The organism is Roseateles saccharophilus, assembly GCF_004342485.1.
Lineage (GTDB): Bacteria > Pseudomonadota > Gammaproteobacteria > Burkholderiales > Burkholderiaceae_C > Pelomonas > Pelomonas saccharophila.
Window position 1 is genome coordinate 1 of sequence record NZ_SMBU01000056.1, and the last position, 21,415, is coordinate 21,415.

Here is a 21,415-nt window from a genome sequence, read left to right on the forward strand (position 1 = left end):
CACTGCCCTCGATCACACCCGGCCTGAGCGGGCACTTCGAGCAAAACCGCGTCCTCACCGCCGAATAAGCGCGTTTCCTGACCGCCGTTCACACGCCAGGCCAGGCGCAGCGCCTGCGCCGCATCGGACTCGGGCAGCAGCACCGCGAACTCCTCGCCACCATAACGGGCCACCATGTCCGAGCTGCGCTGCAGGGTCGTCTTCAGGCTCTGGGCCACCTGGCGCAGGCATTCGTCCCCCTCGGGATGGCCGTACATGTCGTTGTAGGCCTTGAAGTAGTCGATATCGACCATGATCAGCGACAAGGGATGGCCGGCACGCGAGCAGCGGCGCCACTCCTGCTGCAGCCCCGCGTCGAAGGCACGCCGGTTGGCGACGCCGGTCAGGCCGTCGAACAGCGAGGCACGCTCCAACGCTCCGGCGAGCTGCAGCAGCTGACGGTAGAGCATGCCGCTCTCGACCAGCAGCACCAGCAGCACGAAGCTGGAGGCCAGCAGGCCGTAGACGCGCCCGGCATAGAAGCCCAGGTCGAAACGGCCCTGGTTCAGGACGGCCGCCAAAGCGATGTCGATCAGCCACGCCACCATGACCACCATCAGCCACAGGTCCAGCACGGAATGAGACCGCCCCAGCCACAGCAGCGCCAGGGCCAGCAGGCTGAAGCACCAGACCGTGCCCACCACGATCACCATCGCCGAGGTGTAGCGGTTGCCGTCCATGATCGCCGGCAGCCAGCTCTCGTAGCGCGTCGCGAGCAGACCCAGCAGCAGCACGGGCAGGGTCAACACAGCCAGCAGTGCCGAGGTCTGGGGCCAGATGCGGCGAGGCGCCTCGGGCAGCGAGCCGACCGGTGGATCACGCCGCTTCAAGAGCGCGTAGGCGCAGATGAACAGCGGAAAGCCGCCATGCCAGAACATATAGAGCCAGGCCGTGCTCTGCGGTCCGGCGCCCAGCAGCCCCTGCGGTGCAAACAGCCCGGGAAAGGTCAGCGCATGCACGACCGTCATCAGGGCCGTGAACAGATAGGCCGCCGCCAGCGCCAACAGCGAGGGCGCGCGCAGGCTGACGTATTGGTTCAGCAGCAGGGTCGTCGTGATCAGGTCGGTCACGATCAACGCCGCCTCGTAGGCCGGAATGAAGGCCCATTGCGCCGTCAGCGAGGTCTTCGCGAAAGGCGCCACCCCCAGGAACACCAGCAGGGACAGCAGCACCACCCGCAGCGCGATGCGCCTCTCGACAGGGCCCGCCCGCAGCGTGCTCAGAAAGAGCCCGTCCAGCTGCATCAGCCTCTCTGGCATGCCCCGCCCCGCACAAACTGGCGCCGGCGAGTCTGCGCTGCCTGGCGTGTGGTACTCCCTGCCCCGTCCTTTTACCGCCGTGGAACATGCCCATAAATGACGAATGGCGGCAATTTCTGGGAATTTCGTCAAATTGTGCTCGCCCACGGCCCCAAAAGGCAGCGGGAACGACCCAAGTGCGTATTCCGCGCGATCCCGGACACCGTTCCGGGCGGATGGCGGACACCCAGCGGGTGTCCGGAATGACCCAACGAGGCATTGGCTGCCCGGATTTTGGCCGGGAGAGGCGAGCATTGACCGGCTCTCCTCTGGCGCCGTCAAGGCACCGCTACGCCAGCACGCCCGGAAGCTTCAGCACTCGGCGCCAACACTCGTGCACACGAGCAGCGCTTGCAGGCCTCGACGGCGACGTAACCCAATGAATGGGTCGAAAGGCCAACCTGTCATGAGTCTTCGAGGAGCGACCACCGCTTGATAAGTTGCGACTTGAGCAGTAAAGTTGCAACCTAATGATAGGTCGCCACCTCACTGACGACGGACTGGTCTCGCTGCATTGGGACAACCCAGACGGTCCGGACGTCCTTGCAGAGATACGCCGCACCAGCACGGCGCGGGACGTCCGCGAGGGCCTACTGGCGCTCGCCTATGCGGTCGACAGCGCCGCCCGACCTGCAACCGGCCTATGCGTGATCGTGGACAGCCGCCTGTCCATGCCTCGCCTGGAAGCCGAGCTGAGCCGCTTTCGCTCCATTGTGCGTCCCGAAGTAGCCCATCGCATCCACCTGGTCGGCGCCAAGACAGGCCCGAACCTCCACTTGAACGGTGAAGTCCCCGAGTTCCCGCAGCCGTTCCTGCGCGCGCTCTACGGGGCCGTGCAGGACGAGGGCATGGGCAACGCCTCCACCCGTGTCACCCGCCAGCAGGTCAAGGCTGTCCTCGTCGAGCGCGCTCTGTGCGGCTTAGCACCGATGACACTCGCGGAAATGCGCCGGCAAACGGGCGCCAGCTATCAGACCGCTTCGGCCGCATTGACTGAGCTGCTCCAACTCAACATCGTCGCCGGCGAGCGTGACGGTCCGATCGACCTGTGGCTGAAGCCAAAGGTGCTGCTCAAGCTGGCCGACGAGCACGCTGCTGCCCGCAAGGAACTTCGCTACGCTGACCCATCGGGTCTCTCGCGCATGCCCAGCGCCATGGCCGAACGCCTCCTGTCTCTGCGAAGCAAGGGTGTGGCGGAGAAAGTGGCTATCTCCGGGGTTCTGGGTGCGTTGCACTTCCTCCCGGACCTGAACATCACGGCCTCGCCGCGGTTGGACTTGAGCGTCTACGACGGCGACCTACGCTTCGTGCCCAAGCTGGATGCGGGCCTGGTGGATGCGGACGCCACCAAACGCAAGCCTCTGCTCGTACTACATCTGCAGCGCGATTGCCGGCCGCCAGAGAGCATTGCGCGCGAGCCCGAGTTGGCCGCGCGGCTGGACTGTCTGGCCGACCTGGAACAACTCGGCCTGCAGGCAGAGGCCGAAGAGTTGGCGCACGAGCTTTGTGAAGCTGCAAGGAAGGCGCCATGAAACTGGAAGCAGCTCTGTCACCGGCCGAGGTCCTGGGCCAAGTGGCCCAGGCACTTCCAGCCGAAGTTCGGGCTCACGTCATCATCATCGGCAGCCTCGCGGCCGGCTACCACTTCTTCGCCGACGACGGCGCCCGCGCGATCCGCACAAAGGACGTGGACTGCCTGTTCTCCCCGCACTCGAAGGCGGTGGCCGCGGCGACGGAGGTGACCGACCAGCTCATACGCGCGGACTGGAGGCTGCGCGAAGGCCAAGCCTGGAGCCAACCAGGCACGAAGGAGGATCCAGAAGATGGCCTACCGATGGTGCGGCTGCGCCCACCCGGCGACGTCGTGAGCCCCTGGTTCCTGGAGTTGCTGTCGGCTCCACCGGCGTTCGATCCGGATGCTCCGGGCAAGAAGTTGCGACGCGTGGAAACCAGCATCGGCCACTTCGCGATCTGCAGCTTCGACTTCCTTGCGCTGGCGGAATGGGAGCCACTGGAAACGGTACACGGTGTGCGCACCGCGCGACCGGAAATGATGGCGTTGGCCAACCTGCTTCACCATCCGGAGATCGCAGACACTCTGATCGCCGGCACCGACTACAAGCGCTCGAATAAGGACCTCGGGCGCGTGCTCGCCCTGACCTACCTCACCACCGAGCGTGATCGCCGCGACGGTACCGAAGAGCTGGAAGACTGGGCTGGCCGGATGTGGCTCGCGCTGCAAGACAAGTTCGGGAACCAGGCTGCCGGCCTGGCGAAGCGCGCCGGTGCCGGCCTGCGCGCGCTACTGGCCAGTCAGGCGGATCTTGAACAGGCGCTGCGCATCGCCAACCTGGGCCTGCTGGCGTCGATGGACCTGCCGGTGGAAGGTTTCAGCGCAACGGGCCGGCGCTTTCTGTCCGAGGTGATCGAGGAGCTGGAGACGCTCGCTCAGTGATCAAGGTCGGGCCACGTCGCGCAGGGCGCGTCGGTAGTCCTGCGGCTTGACGGCGCCCTCCTGCCCGCCTTGCGCCATTTCGACAGCGTATGCAGCGCGGTCCGACGGCCGTCCACTCGCGCTTTTGCAGCGGCTTGGACAGCCGGTCGAACCGCTCGGGCTCCTTGTGCCGCAGCCGGGCCACGAAGCGCTTAACCGAGTTGTAGGCGCCCCTGAAGCCGTGCTGGTCGACCAGGTCCTGGTAGATCGCCACGGCGTTACGTCCCAGCCGGACCTGGGCCTCGATGAACTCGCGGTGAGGCTCGCACAAGCTGGTGGCCACCGGCACCCCAGCCGGTGGCCAGGGTGGGGGAGTTTGCGCACTCCCAGGGGCCGCGACCTCCTCGGAGCCGGTGGCCACCCCGGGGGAATTTGCCTGCTCGGCCAGCCACCGCTCCTGGTAGCTTCTGACCGTCTTGCGATCAATGCCCGTGAGCCGGGCTATCTCTCTCTGGGGCGTTCCGCGCTCCAGCAACGTCTGGATCGTCGCTCGCTTGTTGGGCTTCAAGACATTCACTCCTTGGCCTTCCCTCGGGGAAGACTCAGTTCAATGTGTCCTGCCAACAGGCGCCGGCGGCGCCAGCTCTTACCTCCCGTCCCCGATCAACTCAGGTGGGGGAGTTTGAGGTGGCCATCAGTGGGGGAATTTGGGTGGCCGCCGGGGATAGCAAGAGCGACTCGTTCACCTCAGACTTCAGAGCCGAAGCCGTTGTGGACCAGGTCTGCAATGCGAACAGCCATGCTGCGGGAGGGATCGAACGGTACATCCTCGAACCCGAATGACCGATACAGGGCTCGAACTTCGTCGTCGAGAGGATGCGTGAGCACGCAGAAGCAGCCGACTTCCTTGGAGAACCGCACCGCCGTGGCGAGCGCATAGAACATCAGCGATCGCGCTACGCCTCGACCCTGCCATCGCAGATCAACCGCCAACTGGCCCAGCAACATGGCGGGCACTGGATCCGGTCGGTTGCGTTGCTGGGCCTTGGGCAGCCAAGCTCGCTCGATGTGCGCGGCCGACAGGCTCACATACCCTGCGACGATGCCGGTGGCTGAATCGCAAATCACGCTGGTTCGTGACACATCCGACCTTTGGTTGCGCCAAGCATGGCGCTGGAACCAGTGGTTCAGCGTATCGCGGCCGCAGTCGAAACTTCCAGTGTCGTCTTCGGCCGAGAGAGGCCGCGGTGGAGTCAGCCCTGCCACGCTGGCCGGGCCTTGGCAAGCTTGCGCAGCGCCGGAACTTCCTTCGCCGGCGCGTTGGCCCAAGCCTCGAATCTGGCCCAATCCTTCGCCGGAATCGTCACGATGCGACGCTCCAGCAGATCGGTTTCGGCGGCCTCGATGGCACGTCGCCGAATGAAGTCGCTGAGATTTGTGCGAGCCTGCTCAGCCGCGGCCTCTAGCAAGGCGCGTTCATCGGGGCTGACACGGACGCTCAGTACTGCAGGCGCGGCGCGGACCATAGCGTCACTCCAGAAGATGGTATGACAAGAGCATACACCAGTTGAGGGAGTATGCGCGCTGACGCCGAGCCCACCGGGGGCTCTCAGCCCCTATGCGGATAGCTTTGCAAGCGGTCAACCGCCATGGCGAAAAAGGCCGACGGACACGGCCCCCAGCGTCCCGAGAGCGCCCGACCTGTCCCGGGACTTCCCAGGCGATCCCATTTCCCCGTCTGCGGCTTACACGTTGCTTCAAAAAGAACGGCTGCGCGCACCGACATGACGCCACAGTCGAGCGGCATCCCGCTTCAATGCGCGTCCGCCATCGGCCACGGCCGCTCCTCCCCAGGCGGCGATAATCGCGCGCCCGCCGTCGGACGAGAACCTCTCCGGTCGGCCGAACGAAACGGGAGGGGCATGCATGTCTGCGTCGGCCATCTTCTTCCAGGGCGCCACTGAACATTTCTTCCGTCCGCTGACATGGCAGGACCGTGAGGCCTGCGCGGCCGTCCTGCGCGGCCTGCACGAGCGCGTGCATGGCCCGGAAGCGGATTACGCGCAGGCGCTGACCCGGGATCTGGTGCTGGACATCTGCATGGGTGTGATCGCCCAGCCGGCCTATCGCGAAGGGGCCCTGTCCACCGCGCAGACCGTCAATGCGGAGGCCGAGCGCGGCTATGCGCTGAACCTGCTGCGGGAGCTGAAGGCGCACGGCTGGGTGGAGGACTACAAGGACCCGATCGACCTGCAGCCGGTGCTCAAGTTGACCCGGGCCGGCAAGGCCTTCGCGGAGACCTTCGCCGAGCTGGACAACACCCGCCACAAGACCCGTCAGCGCAATATGCGTTCGGCCCGCAAGGCCCTGCAAGCCTTCCTGGACAACCATGACGAGGACGAGCTGCTCGACGCCCACGACTACGCGAGCCGCGTCGTTCAGGATCTGCAGGACGACATCGAATATTTCCGCGCACTGATGCAGAGCCTCACCCGCGAGGCGCTGATGCACAAGCTGGCCTGGGACGAGTTCAACGATTTCCTCGAGCGCCGGTTCGGCAAGGAAATGTCCGTGCGGCTGGTGGCCGATTCGGTGGACCGCCACCGCAGCCAGATCATCGAACTGCTGGACCAGATCCGCGCCTGGCCTCTCGAGCAGCGTGAGCGCATCGACGCCGCCCTGCGCCAGCGCGTGGACTGGCTGGAGCCGATGCTCGTCGGCGGACGCAGCGCCACGCTGTGGCTGTGCCAGCGGGTCGAAGCGCTGATCGACGCCGCCTGCGAGCTGAAGCTGCCGATGCTGCGCAGCGAGATGCACAACTACGTGCGCCGCTTCACCAGCCTGCTGCGCCAGGCGCTCTCGCTGGACTATGGCGCCGAATCGCCCATGGGCCTGACGCTGGCCGGCATCAAGGCCGCCGACGCCGCGGGCAAGGAGGACTGGCTGGAACTGCTGGGCCAGCGACTGGCCACGACCGAGCTGCGGCTGCTGCCCGTGGGAGGACTGCGCTGGACCCAGCGCGAGCGCCAGCAGGTCGAGGGTGACGAGACCGAATGGCAGATCCGCGAGGACAGCCGGCTCGAGGCGGCCATGCGCCGCGCCGAGGCCGAGGCCTTCGTCGTCAGCGAGGAACGTGTCCTCGGGCAGCTTGGCAAGGCGGGCGCCGTGTCACTGCGCCTGTCCGATCTCGCGTCGCAGCGGGCGGACGAGGTGCTGACCAGCCTGCATGCCGTCGGTGCGGCGCGCTCGCTGCTGGGGCGCGAACGCTGGCAGGTCAGCAAACTCGGCGAACGCTTCGAAACGGCGAGCTTCATCGCCGATGATTACGAGTTGCGCCGACTGCCCAAGCGATGACCGCCGAGACCTTCCAAGCCCTGCTCGAAAACCGCCTGGCCGAGCGCACGGCAGGGGGCGTCCCGCGCCGCCGCTTCGCCGAGATCTGCAACCGGCTGCTGGCGGCCGGCATCCTCTGGCGCGACTATTCCAAGCCCGAGCAGGCGCTCTACGACGACGCCACGCTGGTCGAGGAACTGCTGCGCGAATGGTTCGACGTGCTGGGTTTCGCCCTGACGCACGACGTCGACGCCAACCTGATGCGGCTGTACCCGCCGGGCGACGACCAGGAGGACGAGGACGGCGTCAAGAGGCTGCGTGCGCGCCTGTCCAAGGACGTGGTGGCCGCCGCGCTCGGACTGCGCTTTCTCTACACCGAGGCGCTGACCGGCAAGCGCGAGCTGATCAACCAGGAGCTGGCGATCAGCCTGGAGGAGTTGTCCCAGACCCTCGTCACGCTGCTGGGCACGACGCTGCCGGCCTCCACCGCGGAGCGGGTCCAGCTGATGCGCGAGCTGCGCAAGCACCGGCTGGTGCGTTTTCGGGAAGGCGACGCCGGCTTCGGCCAGATGGAGATGCTGCTGAGCGTGCTGCGGCCCATCCTCTCCTTTGTCAGCGACGAGGCGCTGCTGGAGGTCCGCCAGCTGATGCAGCAAAGGTCGGCCTGAGCGATGCGCCTGCAACGACTGATCACCGTCAACTGGGGCACCCTGGAAACGCGCGACTGGGCGCTGGCTGACGCCACCCTGCTCACCGGCGAGTCCGGCTCGGGCAAGTCCACGCTGCTGGACGCCATCCAGGCCCTGCTCACGGCGGCCCGCCAGGGGGTCTTCCATTTCAACGCGGGCCAGAACGAATCGACCCAGAGCCGCCGCGGTGGCAAGGAGCCGCGCACGCTGCATGCCTATGCGCTGGGCCAGTGCGGCAGCGAGGTGTTCCTGCGCCAGCGCTCGACCAGCTATGTCGCGGCGAGCTTCGTGCCGTCCGACCAGGAAACGGATGCGGCGCCCTTCAGCGCGCTGCTGGGTGTCGAGGCCCATGTGGACGGCGGCCGCGCCGAGGGTGGCAAGCCGCTGTTCTTCCTGCTGCGCGGCGCGAGCCTGACGCTCCAGCACCTGCTGTCCAGCGACCCAGCGTCCGGCCGCGCACGGCCGCTGCCGCTGAAGGAGGCCTACGCCCAGCTTCAGCTCCGGCTCGAGCTGAAGGCCGAGCAGGTGATGCGCTTCGAGGGCAAGGACAGCTATCTGCAGCATCTCTACGGCCATCTGCTGGGCCGCAAATTCGTGCCCGAGGCGGACGCGACGCGCTGCGCCCGCGCGATCGTCAAGGCCATGGCCTATCGCGAGATCGGCAATGTCAACGAGCTGGTGCGGGACGAGATCCTCGACGCGCACGACTTCAGCCAGGAAGTCGGCAAGATGCGCCAGCTGATGCAGGAGATCGCCCGCCTGAAGGCGGACGCCGAACGCCTGCGGCTGAACATCGACCGGCTGACGCTGGTCGACGAGGCGGGCGGCGACGTCGTCGCGCTGCTGCGCCGCCACGTCGTCATGCTGAACGCGCATGCGCTGCGCGTGCAGCGCGACACCCTGGGCGAGCGGGCGAGAACCGAACGCCGCCGCTTGCAACTCCAAAGCCTCGCCACGGCATCGCAGCAGCGGCTGGATGCGATCGCCCACGAGCGCGGGACGCTGAACGAGGAGCTGACCCTGGTGCAGGGCGAGCTGGCGCAAAACGGCGTCGCTCAGGAAAAGCAGCGCCTGACGACCCAGGCGGCCCAGTACGCCGAGCAGTTCCGCAAGGACTGGAGCCGCGTCCAGCAGGCCGCCCGGCAGATGGATCAGGTGCTGATCCATGTGAAGCAGCTGCTCGAGCTGGATCTTTCGCCGCTGCCGGACCTGCAGGCCGCGGTGCAGCGCCTGAACTCGGCCGCCTTCCGGGCGACCAAGCAGTGGAATCCGGCCCGCGAGGCCCTGCTGTCGGCCGCCCAGCTGGGGGACGAGCTGGCCGCCTTCGAGCTGGAGCCGCTCGACCAGGCCTTGCGTGCGCTCGAAGACGTGCTGCTGGGACAGGACGAACAGTCGGTCATGTCCGCCCTGGTGATGTCGCGCAGCGAGCTGCTGAAGCGGCAGTCCCTGCTGCTGGACGAACAGACCGCCCTGCGCGCCGAGCAGGTGCAGCTGCTGGAGGGACGCCCGCCGGCGCCCGAGGACGTGCTGCGGGCCCAGCGCCTGCTCGAGGCCGAGCTGCCCGCCAGCCGCCCGCGCATGCTGGCCGCGCTGGTGGAGCCGCGGCTGGGCAGCGCCTGGCAAGCGGCCATCGAAGGCTATATGGGGCGCGACCGTTTCGCGCTGATCGTCGAGCCGGACTTCGAGGAAGACGCGATCCGGCTCGTCAAGGACCACTTCGCGCGCCGCTCGCCGAAGATCGTGCAGGGCGCCAAGGCCATCGAAGACACGCGGGGCATGGCCACGCCGCCCCAGAGCATCCTCCACGAACTGATCTGCGAGCATCCCGTCGGCAAGGCCTATCTGCTGGCTCTTTATGGCCGCGTGCGCAAGGTGGACACCGAGGCCGAACTGCGCCGCACGCCACAAGGCCTGATGCAGCGCGGCCTCGGCAGCCGTGCCTACGGCATGTTTGCCTGCCTGGCGGCGGAGCAGGAGCTCGCCTTCGGCCTGGAGAGCCGCAAGCGCCGGCTGGCCTGGGTCAACGCCCGGCTCGATGCGCTGGTGCCCGAACTGCAGGGACTCAAAGGGATGGCGCAGTCGCTGACCCTGGTGCAGGGCTGGTTCAGCCAGAGCCGTGCGGCCTCGCTGGCCGAAGCGCTCTCGGAGGCGCTGACGACGCGACTGCGGCATGTGGATGTCGAGCTCCACCTGCAGCAGCTGGACACCTCGAGCATCGAGGCGCTGGAGGGGCGGCGCGACACGCTGCGCGAACGGCTCGAAGCGAAGCAGGCGCAGTGGGACGCCGAGCAGCAGGATGTCGGCGTCCAGAACAAGGAGCTCGGCGGGTTGCTCAAGTCGCTCGGCGAGCTCGATGCCCGGCTGCCCGAGCTGGCGCAGGACATCGTGGCCGCCCAGGTCTGGATCAGCCGCTTCGCCGATGCCGGCGGCGCGGTGGCCAGCGAACTGCAGTTGCTGGACGAGGCGCGCACGCTCGGAGAAGCCGAACTGCCCAGCGCGGCGACCCTCCAGAACCATGCGGCGAATGCCGCGGAGAACCTGCCCGACCGCCTCAAGACACTGCGCAACCACATCGCCACCTACCTGGCCGGTGCGCGTACCGACGAGGAGCGTTTCTCGTGGGCCGAGCCGCCGCGCAGCGTCGAGCAGATCGAAGCCGTCCTGAAGGCGGTGCTGGCCGTGCAGCAGGCTGCACGTGAGCAGATCCGCCGCCAGGATGGCATCGGCCTGGCCGACAACGTCGCGCGGCTGGAGAAGGCTGAGGCCACCTTCAACCACGTGTTCACCAGCGACTTCTGCTTCAAGGTCCGGCGCGACGTGAAGGACGGCTCCAACACGCTGCGCAAACTCAGCCAGGAGCTCAAGGCCATCCAGTTCGGCGTGGATTCCTACGACGTGGTGCAGGACTGGGTGCCGCGCTACAAGGATTACTACGACTTCTTCGAGGCGCTCGACGGCGTGGTCGACCAGCTCGAGAAGGAACGCACGGCCATCTTCGACGCCCCCCAGCTCTCGCCCGAGCACCGCGCCACCGCCCAGGAGATCAAGCGCCTGCTGCTTTCTCAGGACCAGATCGCCGCCGAACGCGCGCTGAAGGACCTGGCCGACTATCGCAACTACCGCCGCTACGACATCCACCGGATCGCCGGCGGCCACCGCACGCCGATGTCCACCTGGGGCACCGGTTCGGGCGGCGAGCTGGAAACCCCCTTCTACGTGATCCGCGCCGCCGTGCTGGCGCATGCACTGGGCCACTTCGGCCGGGGCGCGAACGCGCCCGCGCTGCGGCTGATGCTCAGCGACGAGGCCTTCTCGAAAATGGATGAAGCCCGTTCCCGGGCGGTGATGCGTTTCCTGGCGCAGAACATGGGCCTGCAGCTGATCGTGGCGATGCCCACCTCGAAGTCCGGCGCGATCAAACCCGAGTTCGACAAGGAATACACCTTCTCGAAGCTGGAAGCCGAGGCGCAGGGCCAGGTGGTGCACATCAGCGAGGTGCAGGAGAAGGACTTCAAGCGTGAGGCCTTGGCGGCGCTGTGGGCCGAACATGCCCAGGCCGCCCGGGCCCAGGCGCAGCGGGCGTTCGAGGAACAGCAAAAAGGCGAACGCTCGGCATGAGCCTGCCCGCCCACCCGCTCCAGCGGCGTCTGGCCCATGCGCTGCTGCGCAAGGCCGAGCGCAGCGAAGGCGGGCGGACCGTCTCGCTGCCGCTCGACGCGCAAACGCTGCCGGAACTGCACGACGCCCCGTCGCCGCAGGCGCTGGCGCATCTGGAGCTGTTGCTGGACGGGCTCGCCAAGACCGGCTGGGTCCGGCTGAAGGCGGACAAGGCCAGGGCTTTCCAGACGCTGGCGGACCGCCGGCCGGCATTGCTGCTGCTCGACGCCGCGGCGCTGGCCGAATGGAGCGGATTCGAGCCGGCGACGCCGCGCTGGAGCCGCCAGCTGGTCCAGGCCCTGCGCGAGCATGCGACCCTGCTGGCCGTGCCCGATGCGCCTGCGCTGCTGGACTATCTGCTGCGCAGCCCGCTGCCCGCCTTCCAGGGCCAGGAGCCGGCCGCCTGCGCCGCCGTGCTCAACGCCCTGGCGGCAGACTGCCGCGCCGCGCCTGCATTGACGCCCTATCTCCGCGAAATCTCGGCCCGGCATTTCCGGGGACACAGCAAGGTGCTGGATGCGCGGGAGGAGTTGCTGAGGCTGCTGGGCGCGGGCGAAGCCAGCTTTCTGGAAGCACCCATCCAGCTGCTGGTCGATCTGCCCGAGGACTGGACCGGCGACGAGGTCCTCTTCATCGAGAACGGCGTGAGCTTCGAGCGGATGGCAGGGCAACGCCAGCCGCCCTGGGCACACACGGCACTGCTGTACGCCGCGGGCTTCAGGAGCGGGGCGCGCCGCCTGCGGGAACGCAAGGGGTCGTCGATCTATTGGCGCGGCCGCATGTCCGCGGCCAACATCGAACGCTTCGAGACCTGGCTGTACGGCGGCACCGCCGAGCCGGCCGTGGGCTTCTATGGCGACCTCGATTTCGCGGGCCTCGCCATCCTCGCCCAGCTGAGAATGAGTTTTCCGACCTGTAGCGCCTGGCGGCCGGGCTACGACGCCTTGCTGAGCGCGCTCGGCTCGGGGCACGCGCCGGGCGACGCGGGCAAGGAGCGCCAGCAGGACCCCGTCGTCACGGGCTGTGCGTTTGCCGACGAGGTGTTGCTGCCGGCACTGCGCACAACGGGGCGCTGCATGGATCAGGAGCTGTGGCCGGGCGCGACGACGAAGGCGGGCTGACGGGCGACGTCGCCGGCTGTTCACCAACGTGAAACCGGGGGCTGGCCCCTGACCGCCCGCATCGCGACTCAGCGGCTGGATCGAGGCCCTGCCGCGCTCCAGGCTGCGATGTCGTCGAGCCGCCAGCCGACGGCACCCGGCCCCAGCCAGACAGAACTGGGAAACATGCACGTCGCCATCACGCGAGAGATAGTTGAGCGGCCGAGCCCGGTCACGATCGCCGAAATGGGCGGTCACGTTGGTCCGAAATACGTACATGGCCAACAACGGACGTTATGTCGTACCGCCAGGCAACCGGCTTGCCCATTTCTTGGCGTTTGCTTAGCAAATGCAGGACACTAGACAAACTGAATCTTCGCAGTCCTGGCCATGCTGAAAACCATCGATCACCACACCCTGCAGCGCCTGGTAGACGCCGGCGCGCAGGTCGGCGCCGAGGTCTACGGCCGCGCCGGCGGCTGGGAAATCGTCATCAACTACGGCCTGGTCAAGCAGCCCCTGGTGGCCACGCGCGGCAAGCCGCGCAAGTTCCGCAACTTCACGACGCTGGCCACCTACCTGCGCGAGCTGCGCATCGTCGAGTTCACGGTCAACGCGGCCGACTTCGACCCCGAGGCCAGGGACGAGAACGACCCGCGCCGCGAGCTGGCCTCCAACCGCCTGAAGGAAGCCCACGCCGCCGCCGAGTACGACAAGTGGTTTCGTGGTCAGGTCCAGGCGAGCCTGGACGATCCCCGCCCCAACGTCAGCGCCGAGGACGCGCGCGAGCGGATGGCGGCCCAGCGTGACAAGCTGCGCCAGCGCATCAAGTCGGACGCCCACTGATGCGGCTGGAATGGCGGCCGATGGCGCTCGAGGACCGCGGTGCCATCATGGAGTTCATCGGCCAGGACAACCCCGCCGCAGCGCTCCAGCTCGATGAGGACTTCGAGGCCAAGGCCGAGCAGGCCTGCCGCTCTCCGACGCTCTACAAGCCTGGCCGCATGAAGGGCACGCGCGAGATCGTCGTGCGGCCGTCCTATGTGATGGTCTACCAGGTCGAGGCCGACGCCGTGGTCGTCGTGCGTGTGCTGCACGCTGCCCAGCAGTGGCCGGTAGCCGCCAAACCATGACTGCCCGTCAAGGGTCGGCATGCGGCAGCCCTGACTTCCAGTAGTTGACGTCGGTCGCCAGACTCGTGAATGTCGTCCACGCGCACCACGACAGGCTGCGTCCTGCATCGCGATCACCAGCGCCAATTACACGCGCGCAGGTCTCAAAGAACACCTTCCACTGCTGATCCGTCATCGCCCCTCCCCGGACACCATCGCGGCCATCACCGAGCCTAGCTTCTGCCGCGATTGTCGATGTCAAGGTGGCGCGACCGTACGCTCACGCATCGTCGAGTCCGGCGTGAAGTACGTCAAAGGCAATTTCCTGCCCACGCGCCGCTTCCGCGACCTGGCCGACCTCAATGCGCAGGTCCGGACCTGGGTGCTGGAGGAGGCGGGGCAGCGCCGGCACGGCACGACGCTCACGCAGCCGCTGGCGCTGTTCGCGCTGGAGCGCCCGCTGATGCGCCGACTGCCCGCCATCGCGCCCGACCTGGGCACTTGGCAGCGCGTGAGCGTGCACCGGGACTGCCACGTGCAGTTCGATCGGTGCTTCTACTCCGCGCCGTTTACGCATGTGGGCCAGGCGCTGTGGCTGCGCGCCACCGACAACGTGGTGGTGCTGTACGAGGACTACCGGCACCTGGCCTCGCACCTGCGCGCCCGGCGCCCGGGCCAGCGCATGACGCAGCGCGACCACCTGCCGCCGCAGGCGCGCGCCTTCTTCGCCCGCGACAAGGCCTGGTGCCTCACACGCGCTGCCGACGTCGGCCCCCGCTGCGCGGAGCTCGTCGAGCGCCTGCTGGCCGACCGCGTCAGCGAACGCCTCAGAGCGGCCCAGGGCGTGCTCGCGCTGAGCACGCGCTACGGCCAAGGCAAGCTCTCAAAGAAGGCTTGAACAGTGCTGTATGCGACTTCAAACTCAGGCGGCTTTGTCGCTATGAGTGCGGCCACAGAGGGGTAGTCCTTGGCAGACAGGGCTTTGACCTCTGGGTTTCGCATGGCCGAGGAGTTCATGGGCACCTGCCGATCCGCAGAAGCAGAGCGCAACTTTTCTAGGACGGTTTGCCTATCGCCATCGTCTAATGAGGTGCACTCCAACAGGAGGCACAGGTCATAGATGTCCTGAAATCGTGAGCGGTTACGAATTGGCTGCTGCAGAACTGATCGCAACTTCTCGGCGATCAGATCGTGATAGGCGTACATCGTCAGCGCGCCACCGTCGACGTCGTTGCGCTCAACTTCGGATGCCCATTCGTTAAAGCTGTAGTCGATCTGGACAGCCTTCGCTGACTGCTTGTTCGCGAATCTCTGCATTTCGTTGTGTGATGCTCGATTCGCGTAGCCAATCTTCAGTTGAAGTGTCGGGAAATCGTTGTCTGGACGATTCTTCGGATTGATCGCGTGCGACTGCAGTCCGATGGCCAAGCCATACTCATTGTCTGAACTGACGGGACCTAGTGCAGCTTCAATTTCAGCGATTAGGGCTGGCAGATGCACCTCTTGAAGTCGTCGCTGCGTAGAGAAGTCGACATCTTTCGTAAACCGGGCGCTCTTGTAGCGAATTGCTAGCAGGATGCCGCCCTTCATTACCATCAGTGGTGCGAGATCATTCGAGTTCGCCACTGCGCGCAGGATGAGTCGTACTGCTTGCCGGAACTCTCGGCGTTGGGGATCGGTTTCAGCGTCCACCCAGGCCTCTAGGTCGATCTTCATTCTGTTGGTACCGGTGTGTTGATCGAAAGCGCCCACCGCTCTGAGAACGAAGAGCTGTAATCAGCGCTGGCGTCTAGCTTGCGCGAGCCTCCGCGTTGCGCAAGGGCGGCCCAGGCGTCGATTCGCGAGTCTGTGAGCCCGGCTACTTGCTCCAGCACCCACCCGGCACGCACCTTGTCAATGGCTGCGCCATGCTGATCGAGTTCATCCAGAATCAGTCTGCGATTAGCGGCAGCATGCTCCTTGAACACCGCGAGCACATGGCTGAGACCTCCGCACAGAGAAGGCTCGCGCAGCATGTCGAGGAAAGTTCTGCCAAGGGTGGCAACGCGGAGATGCTGTTCTTTGAAGCTGCGATAGGCGCCGAGGTGCAGACTTTTGAAGAGATGCACCGGTCGGTTGTTCAACTTGGTGAACGCGCTTCGCTGCACCGCCGGCAAGCCGGCGCGGGTGTAGTCGGCGTAGTCCTCGCCAAGGTCGCGCTGCATCCGATCTTGAGCGAAGGACCTCCACCTTGCTGTTGCAGGCGTTGAGATATAGAGCTGCTCAGGCATCCGGTCTGTGATGCCATGGAACTCCATGGCGCTCAGGTGCGAGACGTAGCAGAAGGGATCAATTGCGCAGGCAAGTACGCGGGCGTCTGAGATGTTGGCCCCCACAAGCACGTATGCCGCGTTTTCAGGAACGCCTGGAATGGGTTGCAGCACCCCGTTCGCAACCAACTTGGCCTCGACCCGACTGAATGCCGCGCGGTCTAGCTGCGTCTTGTGGTTTCGCAGGGGCGTGCCATCGTGACTAGACTGCTTGTAGATGCCCCAGGCCAGATGGGCAAGCTCATAGCGAGTCACTACCAAAGCTCCGCGCTGCCCTAGCAGCTGCGTCAAAGCTGCTGGAATCGAAATTTGTCGCTTTTCAACCATCTACCATGCGTCCTCAGGACGCATGGTAGATGGTTTAATGCAACTTTTCAAGTAGGGAAGATCGTCGAAGGCAATTCCAAATTGCTTTGATTAAGGTAGACTGCGTCCTTAGGACGCAGTCTACCTTAAGACAAACAAAGTTTGAAAGTAATTTTTCAAGGGATGTGCTGCTTTCAGCACTTCCTCGCATCAAGACGAGCTGAGTCAGTCGGTGAGCCGGCAGTGTTGCCAAAGTTGCACCAATATTACTTACGCTGCGTCCTAAGGACGCAGTGTAAGTATGTTAATGAACTTTGTCAAGACAGCATGCTGAAGCTGGCTGCTCCTACTGGTGAGTTGATGCTTTACAGAGATGTCGTCCCGTCTATACAATGCGTCCTAAGGACGCATTGTATAGACGGATAGGCGCTCGTTCGCCAATACACGGACACAACTTGTCTGTGCCAACAGCCAGCTCTCCACGGCGCGATCCCGCGCCATCAAGGCCCGCAGCCCGTCGCGGATCACTTCGCTTTCGCTGGCGTATTCGCCGCTGCGCACCTTGGTCTTCACCACGTCTGCCATGTCGTTGGGCACCGTGATGCTCATTTGCTGAGTGGTTCGCATGACGACTCTTTCAATGCGGATGGGATTGAATCCTGCTGGCGAAAAGACCACCTCTCCAGCCTGCGCCGCTGCGCCAATTCTGCTTATCCCCCACACGCTGCAGGCACTGCGCCGCGCCGCGGCGCTCTGGACCCCATTCGCTCAGCGCTCCCAGTCGATGTCTGGGCGAACTCGGGTCCGGCTTTGCAGGGACCGCGTCGGCTCTGGCTTCGCCGGAGCACGGCTAGGCTCTCGGCTCGTCTGAGCACGGCTCGTCTCGGGCATGAGTTCCGGACGATCCCTGAGCAGTTGCCTGAGGAAAGGCGTGTCACGAAGAAACCTGTCCACCTGCACCGCCAGCCGGCGGTCATCGTCCCGATCGGAGTCATGCAGCGCCGAAAGGTGCGTCCTCGCCGCCGAATAAGCGCGGATCCTGACCGCCGCCAACAGCCTGTACACCGCTGCCGGGCAAGCTGACCTGCGAACGCTGAACAACGGGCTTTTCAGGCCTCTCACCATGCCGATTTCCGCGCCCGTGTCGGTGACATCACGTCTTGAGCGTCGAGCATCGAGGCCAAGCAGAACTCGAACTTGAACTGATCCGCAGGGCGGCGCGTAGAATCGCATCATGGCCAAGAGCATTGCAACCCGGCGCAAAGCGGAGCCGCCCAAGCCGCGGGCGGCCGCGTCGGTCGCCGGCAAGGCGAAGGCCGCCGCCGTCAAGGTGACGCGCCACAAGCCCCTGTCCCGCGCCCGGCTCGTTGGCAAGTTTCCGGAGATCCGGCACCTGCCGGCGCCGACTGCACCGCATCAGATCAAAGATGATGATCGCCGCAAGCTCTTGTCGGCTATGGCACTTGTCTGATGGCCCTGTCGGTCAAGAAGCCCCGCGACTACGACACTCGCGTCTTCATCAACTGCCCGTTTGATGACGAGTACAAACCGCTGTTCGACGCGATCGTGTTCACGATCCACGACCTCGGTTTTCAGGCACGGCATGCCTTGATCGACAACAGCTCGGTCATCCGTGTCGAGCGGATTGCCACCGAGATCGCGACGTGCAAGTACTCCATCCACGATATGAGCCGCGTTGAGGTGGGGGCTAACAAGCTCCCACGCTTCAACATGCCGTTCGAGGCCGGCATCGCCTACACCGTGCATGCGCTGCAGCCCAAAGGCCGCGAACACCACATGGGCGTGCTGGATTCAAAGCCATACCAGTACCAAGCCAGCATCAGCGACCTGGCCGGCCTGGATCCCAAGGTGCACGGCAACGACCCCGACCAGGTCATCCAGTGTGTACGAGAGATCCTGCAGCGCACGTGCGCGAGCGCTTCAAGGCCTTTGAGACACGGTTGGCGCAAGCTGTCCTGACCAAGCAGATCCAGATCACCCTGGCCGAGCTGAACAGCTGGAGCTACGCCAATGATCGCCAGATCCTCACGGCGGAGTGGATTCAGGCCAACCCGGCGTGAGCGCGCGGGGCTAGGGACGCCCTACCTTCGGCTTGGGGGGCGACGTTCCAGTCCAGCTTCACGCCCTTTGACGCCTCGTCGCCGGCCTGATGCCGCTTTGGCGCCATCGACCTGATTCCGCGCGCGGCAAGCGCATCCCGCACCCTCTCGTAGTGGACTTCGCCCGCAGTCTCAGCCGTTTTATCCTGCGCCGGCACGGGCACCGAGTTCAGCACCAAGCCACCCTGGGGATCTGGGACGCGCCTGGGCTGCGCATAGGACCGATGTCGTGGTCCCAAGGTGCTCCGGCTCGCCCCGCAAGCCGCCCCCCGATGAAGAGCTCCTCGAGGCCGCAGCGCCGAGCGAACCTCCCGATCCGCGTGTCCGGCCCTGAAGGCGTCAACGCGTCCACTCTGGACCCGACCGCTGCAAGGTCACGGTCTGCGACAGTTCCTGACGCCTTGACTGCTGGTACTGCCCAGCATCCCGCATCATTTCCGGGTTCTTGCGCATGACCTCTGCCACGTAGGGCGTGCGGATCATGAAGTCCATCACCCGACGTGCGAGCTTTCGGTCCTCGTCGAGTTCCGAGGACTGAAGGGCTTTCAGAATTGCCGCCCAACCCTGCATGGCCTCAAAGCACCGCTTCTCATGCGCCGGGCCCCTTTTTGTCGAAGACGGCGCTGACAGCGGCCGGTCTTGCTCCTTCGCCCTTAGCCGCCAAAGCGCCTCGAACCTGCGAATTTCGCCGCGCGAGGCCAGCCGGCTCGCCTCGGCCTCGATCCCCAGACTTTTTAGCCGATCAGCAAACGTTTCTCGCCAACGGCTCAAGTCCTGCGGACCATGCCGCAGGCGGCTGCCATTTTTGGACTCGAACTTGACGCAGAAATGGACGTGAGGACTCGACTGATGCTTGTGCAACACCATGACATATCGATGTTCTGCCAGCTCGAGCCGACCAAACTCACGCACAGCCTGCCGCAATTGATCCGCGTCGGTTCCGGCAGGCATCGCCAGCACCAGGTTGAGCGCCTCCCGCCGGTCCTCGACCTTGGCAATGTAGGTTCCCCCGTGGCGCCACTGTTCCACCAGGTCCGACAGCGCATCCTTGCCCTTGCGGATGACCCCACGGTCGTCCTCGAACGGCAATTCACCATCCATGCTGATGTAGCGCAGGTGGCTGGCGATCGCTCCCATGCCCCGGCCACCACCCGTGACCCGCACAAACGCCTGCGGCGCTCGTCGCACGGTCGCTGCGATGCGGCCGCGAATGACTGCTGCCCTGAATTGCAGCCCAACGTCCAGACGCGGCGTGTAGTCGGGCCTCACGATACGGTTGCCGGGGTAGAAGAGCCTCTCACCCCACTGGATCAGGATGCCGTCAATGTTTCGTCTCGCGGTCATGGCCTCGGCCTCCTGTAGGGCTTGAGTGCCGCAAGCAGTGCCGACGCACATTTGATGTGCTCGCGGACATCCTTGTGCAATGCCCTCGTGCTCTCACGCAACGCCTGGAGCTCAAGGGCAGACGGGCAGAGCCTGTCCAGCAGCCGCAGAAACTCACTCAGGTCCGTGGAGAGCACAGCCATGCGATCGGTCGATGCCAGCAGGCCATGAACCGCCGACGTGAGCTCGACCGGCACGGGTGGCGGCAGCTTGCCATCGAGCAGCGACCACACCAGTTCACTGCGCGACATTTCCGCTGAACGTGCACGCGCAGCCAAGGCCGCAGCGTGCGGTTGTGGCAAATTCAGGTTGACTCTTGCCCACCGCGAGCGATCTGACAGCTGAGGATCCCCGCATTGGTCGACAAACTCAGGTCGGTCGCGAAGCATCTGCACGGTAGCCCGTCGCATCAACGCCGACACAGACGTCCGCTCGAGTGTCGCCACTGCGCGCAGGCGCGGACCCAAGGCGCCGAGTCTGATGTTCACGCGCTCCCGGCTGAAGTCCGCACTTGTTGACTCGCCCTGCCGGGGCTCTCGGTCGGTGGGTGACTCCTTCATACGATCTCCCGTGCCAATGCCTTGTCGCGCTACGCGTCACCGGAACCGCGACCTTCGCCATCCCGCTCTTCAGGAGGGCGGAAGTGATCCATCAAGGAACGGGTCAGCCTCTCGGCGTGCTCGCGCAGGACATCGGGGCCGTCGTGCAAGATGTCGCTCTCCGCGCCCACGCCGCCGTTCGGCGGCTGACCGGCCGTGAAGCACATGCTTTCGCGCACCTGGGCGTGATGCCGACTCATATCCATCCGAGGGACTTCCGGTGCAGGCCACATCCGCTCCTTGAAGCACTTCTCCTCGTAGTAGCGGATCTTGTCGCCAATGACTGGCTTGCAGTTCTCCGCGATCAGGACCAGCTTCTCCCTGCCGAGCTCCTTGAACTCCTGAGGCAGCAGCAATGCGCGCCGCTGGTCGCTCTCGTTGATGCTCAAGACGTTGCGGCCAGAACCGGAAAGGGACCGGCTGCGCCCGCGCGACGTTCCTGTCGCGGTGAGGTGGCCCAGCATCGCGCTGTACTCCTCGGCATCTCGCTGCTCGCGCGGCGCAAACAGGATCTGCAGTCCGTGATTGGTCGCAAAGGTGCGCGCTTGACGCTCGCCGTAGACGGCGTCGAGCTGCGACATGGCCTGCACCACCGTGAGCAGCCGCAAGTTGTAGCCCGCAAGGAAGGCGCAGGACGACATGATGGCGCCAACTTGTCCCAAAGCCGTGAACTCGTCAGTGATGATCAGGCACTGGTATTTGAGCGATGCGTCCTGTTCCGGCAGCGTTCCCGTGTTCAGGTTGACCAGCTGCGAGAAGAACAGGTTCAACAGCGGTTTCGCACTCGAGAGGCATTGGGTCGGAATGCGCACATAGATCGTCATGCGCTCGCGTCTGACGTCCTCCAGGCGGAAGTCGTCTCCGCTGGTGGCGGCATCCACGACGGGATCCGCAAAGATGGTCAGCGGCGCATTGAAGGTCGCAACGACGCATGCCCTGGTGCCCCGGCGGCCACCCAAAGTGCCCCACTTATGGCCACTCAAACTGCTCCACCTGGCCGGGGTGAATTGACCCGTTGAACACGGTCGGTCAGGCG

21 protein-coding genes and 1 pseudogene are annotated in these 21,415 nt (G+C 65.4%); 11 read left to right on the plus strand and 11 right to left on the minus strand.

Features of this window, described 5'->3' with window-relative positions; translation table 11 throughout:
• Nucleotides 1–1,298: sensor domain-containing diguanylate cyclase (locus EV671_RS24785; RefSeq protein WP_165917716.1), on the minus strand; the 1,298-nt coding region annotated here is incomplete at its 3' end.
• 509 nt (nt 1,299–1,807) lie between these two features.
• On the opposite strand from EV671_RS24785, the gene EV671_RS24790 reads away from it, so the two are divergent.
• Both EV671_RS24790 and EV671_RS24795 read left to right on the plus strand, forming a co-directional pair.
• Nucleotides 1,808–2,869 (plus strand): hypothetical protein, encoded by a 1,062-nt coding sequence (locus EV671_RS24790; RefSeq protein ID WP_132576592.1) that lies wholly within the window; start codon nt 1,808–1,810, stop codon nt 2,867–2,869.
• Nucleotides 2,866–3,792 carry a hypothetical protein gene (locus EV671_RS24795; RefSeq protein WP_132576593.1) on the plus strand — a complete coding sequence of 309 codons (927 nt, stop codon included), beginning with the start codon at nt 2,866–2,868 and terminating at the stop codon, nt 3,790–3,792. Before EV671_RS24790 ends, EV671_RS24795 begins: the two co-directional genes overlap by 4 nt.
• Nucleotides 3,793–3,928: 136 nt before the next feature.
• Here EV671_RS24795 and EV671_RS24800 read toward each other — a convergent pair.
• The 3 genes and pseudogenes from EV671_RS24800 to EV671_RS24810 all read right to left on the minus strand — a co-directional run.
• Nucleotides 3,929–4,348: pseudogene (locus tag EV671_RS24800) on the minus strand (helix-turn-helix domain-containing protein); the annotation flags it as partial.
• A gap of 170 nt (nt 4,349–4,518) precedes the next feature.
• Nucleotides 4,519–4,914, minus strand: coding sequence for a GNAT family N-acetyltransferase (locus tag EV671_RS24805; RefSeq protein ID WP_207911250.1), 396 nt, complete (start codon nt 4,912–4,914; stop codon nt 4,519–4,521).
• A 110-nt stretch (nt 4,915–5,024) separates the two neighbouring features.
• On the minus strand, nt 5,025–5,297 hold the full coding sequence (locus EV671_RS24810) for a type II toxin-antitoxin system TacA family antitoxin (protein ID WP_132576595.1): 273 nt from the start codon (nt 5,295–5,297) through the stop codon (nt 5,025–5,027).
• Between the two features lie 400 nt (nt 5,298–5,697).
• On the opposite strand from EV671_RS24810, the gene EV671_RS24815 reads away from it, so the two are divergent.
• Genes EV671_RS24815 through EV671_RS24830 form a run of 4 tightly spaced genes read left to right on the plus strand, consistent with a single transcriptional unit; the run spans nt 5,698 to nt 12,571 of the window.
• Nucleotides 5,698–7,125, plus strand: coding sequence for a Wadjet anti-phage system protein JetA family protein (locus EV671_RS24815; protein WP_132576596.1), 1,428 nt, complete (start codon nt 5,698–5,700; stop codon nt 7,123–7,125).
• Nucleotides 7,122–7,772, plus strand: a complete 651-nt coding sequence (locus tag EV671_RS24820; RefSeq protein ID WP_132576597.1) for a DUF4194 domain-containing protein — start codon at nt 7,122–7,124, stop codon at nt 7,770–7,772. Before EV671_RS24815 ends, EV671_RS24820 begins: the two co-directional genes overlap by 4 nt.
• A 3-nt stretch (nt 7,773–7,775) precedes the next feature.
• A complete protein-coding gene (locus EV671_RS24825) occupies nt 7,776–11,411 on the plus strand; it encodes an SbcC/MukB-like Walker B domain-containing protein (protein WP_132576598.1) in 3,636 nt (1,211 codons plus the stop codon).
• Complete coding sequence (locus tag EV671_RS24830) at nt 11,408–12,571, plus strand: DUF2220 family protein (protein WP_132576599.1); 1,164 nt, start codon at nt 11,408–11,410, stop codon at nt 12,569–12,571. The genes EV671_RS24825 and EV671_RS24830 overlap by 4 nt, the downstream gene beginning before the upstream one ends.
• A 68-nt stretch (nt 12,572–12,639) precedes the next feature.
• On the opposite strand, the gene EV671_RS27865 is transcribed toward EV671_RS24830, so the two are convergent.
• On the minus strand, nt 12,640–12,786 hold the full coding sequence (locus EV671_RS27865; RefSeq protein WP_277592499.1) for a helix-turn-helix transcriptional regulator: 147 nt from the start codon (nt 12,784–12,786) through the stop codon (nt 12,640–12,642).
• Between the two features lie 154 nt (nt 12,787–12,940).
• On the opposite strand from EV671_RS27865, the gene EV671_RS24840 reads away from it, so the two are divergent.
• The 3 genes from EV671_RS24840 to EV671_RS24850 all read left to right on the plus strand — a co-directional run bounded on the left by EV671_RS24840 (nt 12,941) and on the right by EV671_RS24850 (nt 14,560).
• Nucleotides 12,941–13,396 (plus strand): antitoxin PaaA2 family protein, encoded by a 456-nt coding sequence (locus EV671_RS24840; protein WP_132576601.1) that lies wholly within the window; start codon nt 12,941–12,943, stop codon nt 13,394–13,396.
• Nucleotides 13,396–13,683, plus strand: a complete 288-nt coding sequence (locus EV671_RS24845; protein ID WP_132576602.1) for a type II toxin-antitoxin system RelE/ParE family toxin — start codon at nt 13,396–13,398, stop codon at nt 13,681–13,683. Before EV671_RS24840 ends, EV671_RS24845 begins: the two co-directional genes overlap by 1 nt.
• Nucleotides 13,684–13,963: 280 nt before the next feature.
• Complete coding sequence (locus EV671_RS24850; protein WP_207911251.1) at nt 13,964–14,560, plus strand: Mu transposase domain-containing protein; 597 nt, start codon at nt 13,964–13,966, stop codon at nt 14,558–14,560.
• On the opposite strand, the gene EV671_RS24855 is transcribed toward EV671_RS24850, so the two are convergent.
• From EV671_RS24855 to EV671_RS24865, 3 genes are all read right to left on the minus strand, one after another.
• Nucleotides 14,527–15,378: a nucleotidyl transferase AbiEii/AbiGii toxin family protein gene (locus EV671_RS24855; protein WP_132576603.1), complete on the minus strand. Its 852-nt coding sequence runs from the start codon at nt 15,376–15,378 to the stop codon at nt 14,527–14,529. The genes EV671_RS24850 and EV671_RS24855 overlap by 34 nt on opposite strands.
• Nucleotides 15,375–16,298: a type IV toxin-antitoxin system AbiEi family antitoxin domain-containing protein gene (locus tag EV671_RS24860; RefSeq protein WP_132576604.1), complete on the minus strand. Its 924-nt coding sequence runs from the start codon at nt 16,296–16,298 to the stop codon at nt 15,375–15,377. Before EV671_RS24860 ends, EV671_RS24855 begins: the two co-directional genes overlap by 4 nt.
• 378 nt (nt 16,299–16,676) lie before the next feature.
• On the minus strand, nt 16,677–16,904 hold the full coding sequence (locus EV671_RS24865) for a ribbon-helix-helix domain-containing protein (RefSeq protein WP_243655875.1): 228 nt from the start codon (nt 16,902–16,904) through the stop codon (nt 16,677–16,679).
• Nucleotides 16,905–17,511: 607 nt separating this feature from the next.
• On the opposite strand from EV671_RS24865, the gene EV671_RS24875 reads away from it, so the two are divergent.
• Together EV671_RS24875 and EV671_RS24880 are read left to right on the plus strand one after the other, a co-directional pair.
• Nucleotides 17,512–17,748 (plus strand): hypothetical protein, encoded by a 237-nt coding sequence (locus EV671_RS24875; RefSeq protein ID WP_132576605.1) that lies wholly within the window; start codon nt 17,512–17,514, stop codon nt 17,746–17,748.
• Nucleotides 17,748–18,257 (plus strand): hypothetical protein, encoded by a 510-nt coding sequence (locus tag EV671_RS24880; protein WP_132576606.1) that lies wholly within the window; start codon nt 17,748–17,750, stop codon nt 18,255–18,257. The genes EV671_RS24875 and EV671_RS24880 overlap by 1 nt, the downstream gene beginning before the upstream one ends.
• Nucleotides 18,258–18,736: 479 nt before the next feature.
• On the opposite strand, the gene EV671_RS24885 is transcribed toward EV671_RS24880, so the two are convergent.
• The 3 genes from EV671_RS24885 to EV671_RS24895 all read right to left on the minus strand — a co-directional run.
• The gene (locus tag EV671_RS24885) at nt 18,737–19,741 is read right to left on the minus strand and encodes a relaxase/mobilization nuclease domain-containing protein (RefSeq protein ID WP_132576607.1); all 1,005 of its coding nucleotides are present in this window, start codon (nt 19,739–19,741) and stop codon (nt 18,737–18,739) included.
• Complete coding sequence (locus EV671_RS24890; protein WP_207911252.1) at nt 19,738–20,058, minus strand: hypothetical protein; 321 nt, start codon at nt 20,056–20,058, stop codon at nt 19,738–19,740. Before EV671_RS24890 ends, EV671_RS24885 begins: the two co-directional genes overlap by 4 nt.
• 311 nt (nt 20,059–20,369) lie before the next feature.
• Nucleotides 20,370–21,415, minus strand: a 1,046-nt coding sequence (locus EV671_RS24895; protein ID WP_132576609.1) for a type IV secretory system conjugative DNA transfer family protein, incomplete at its 5' end; no start/stop codon positions are given.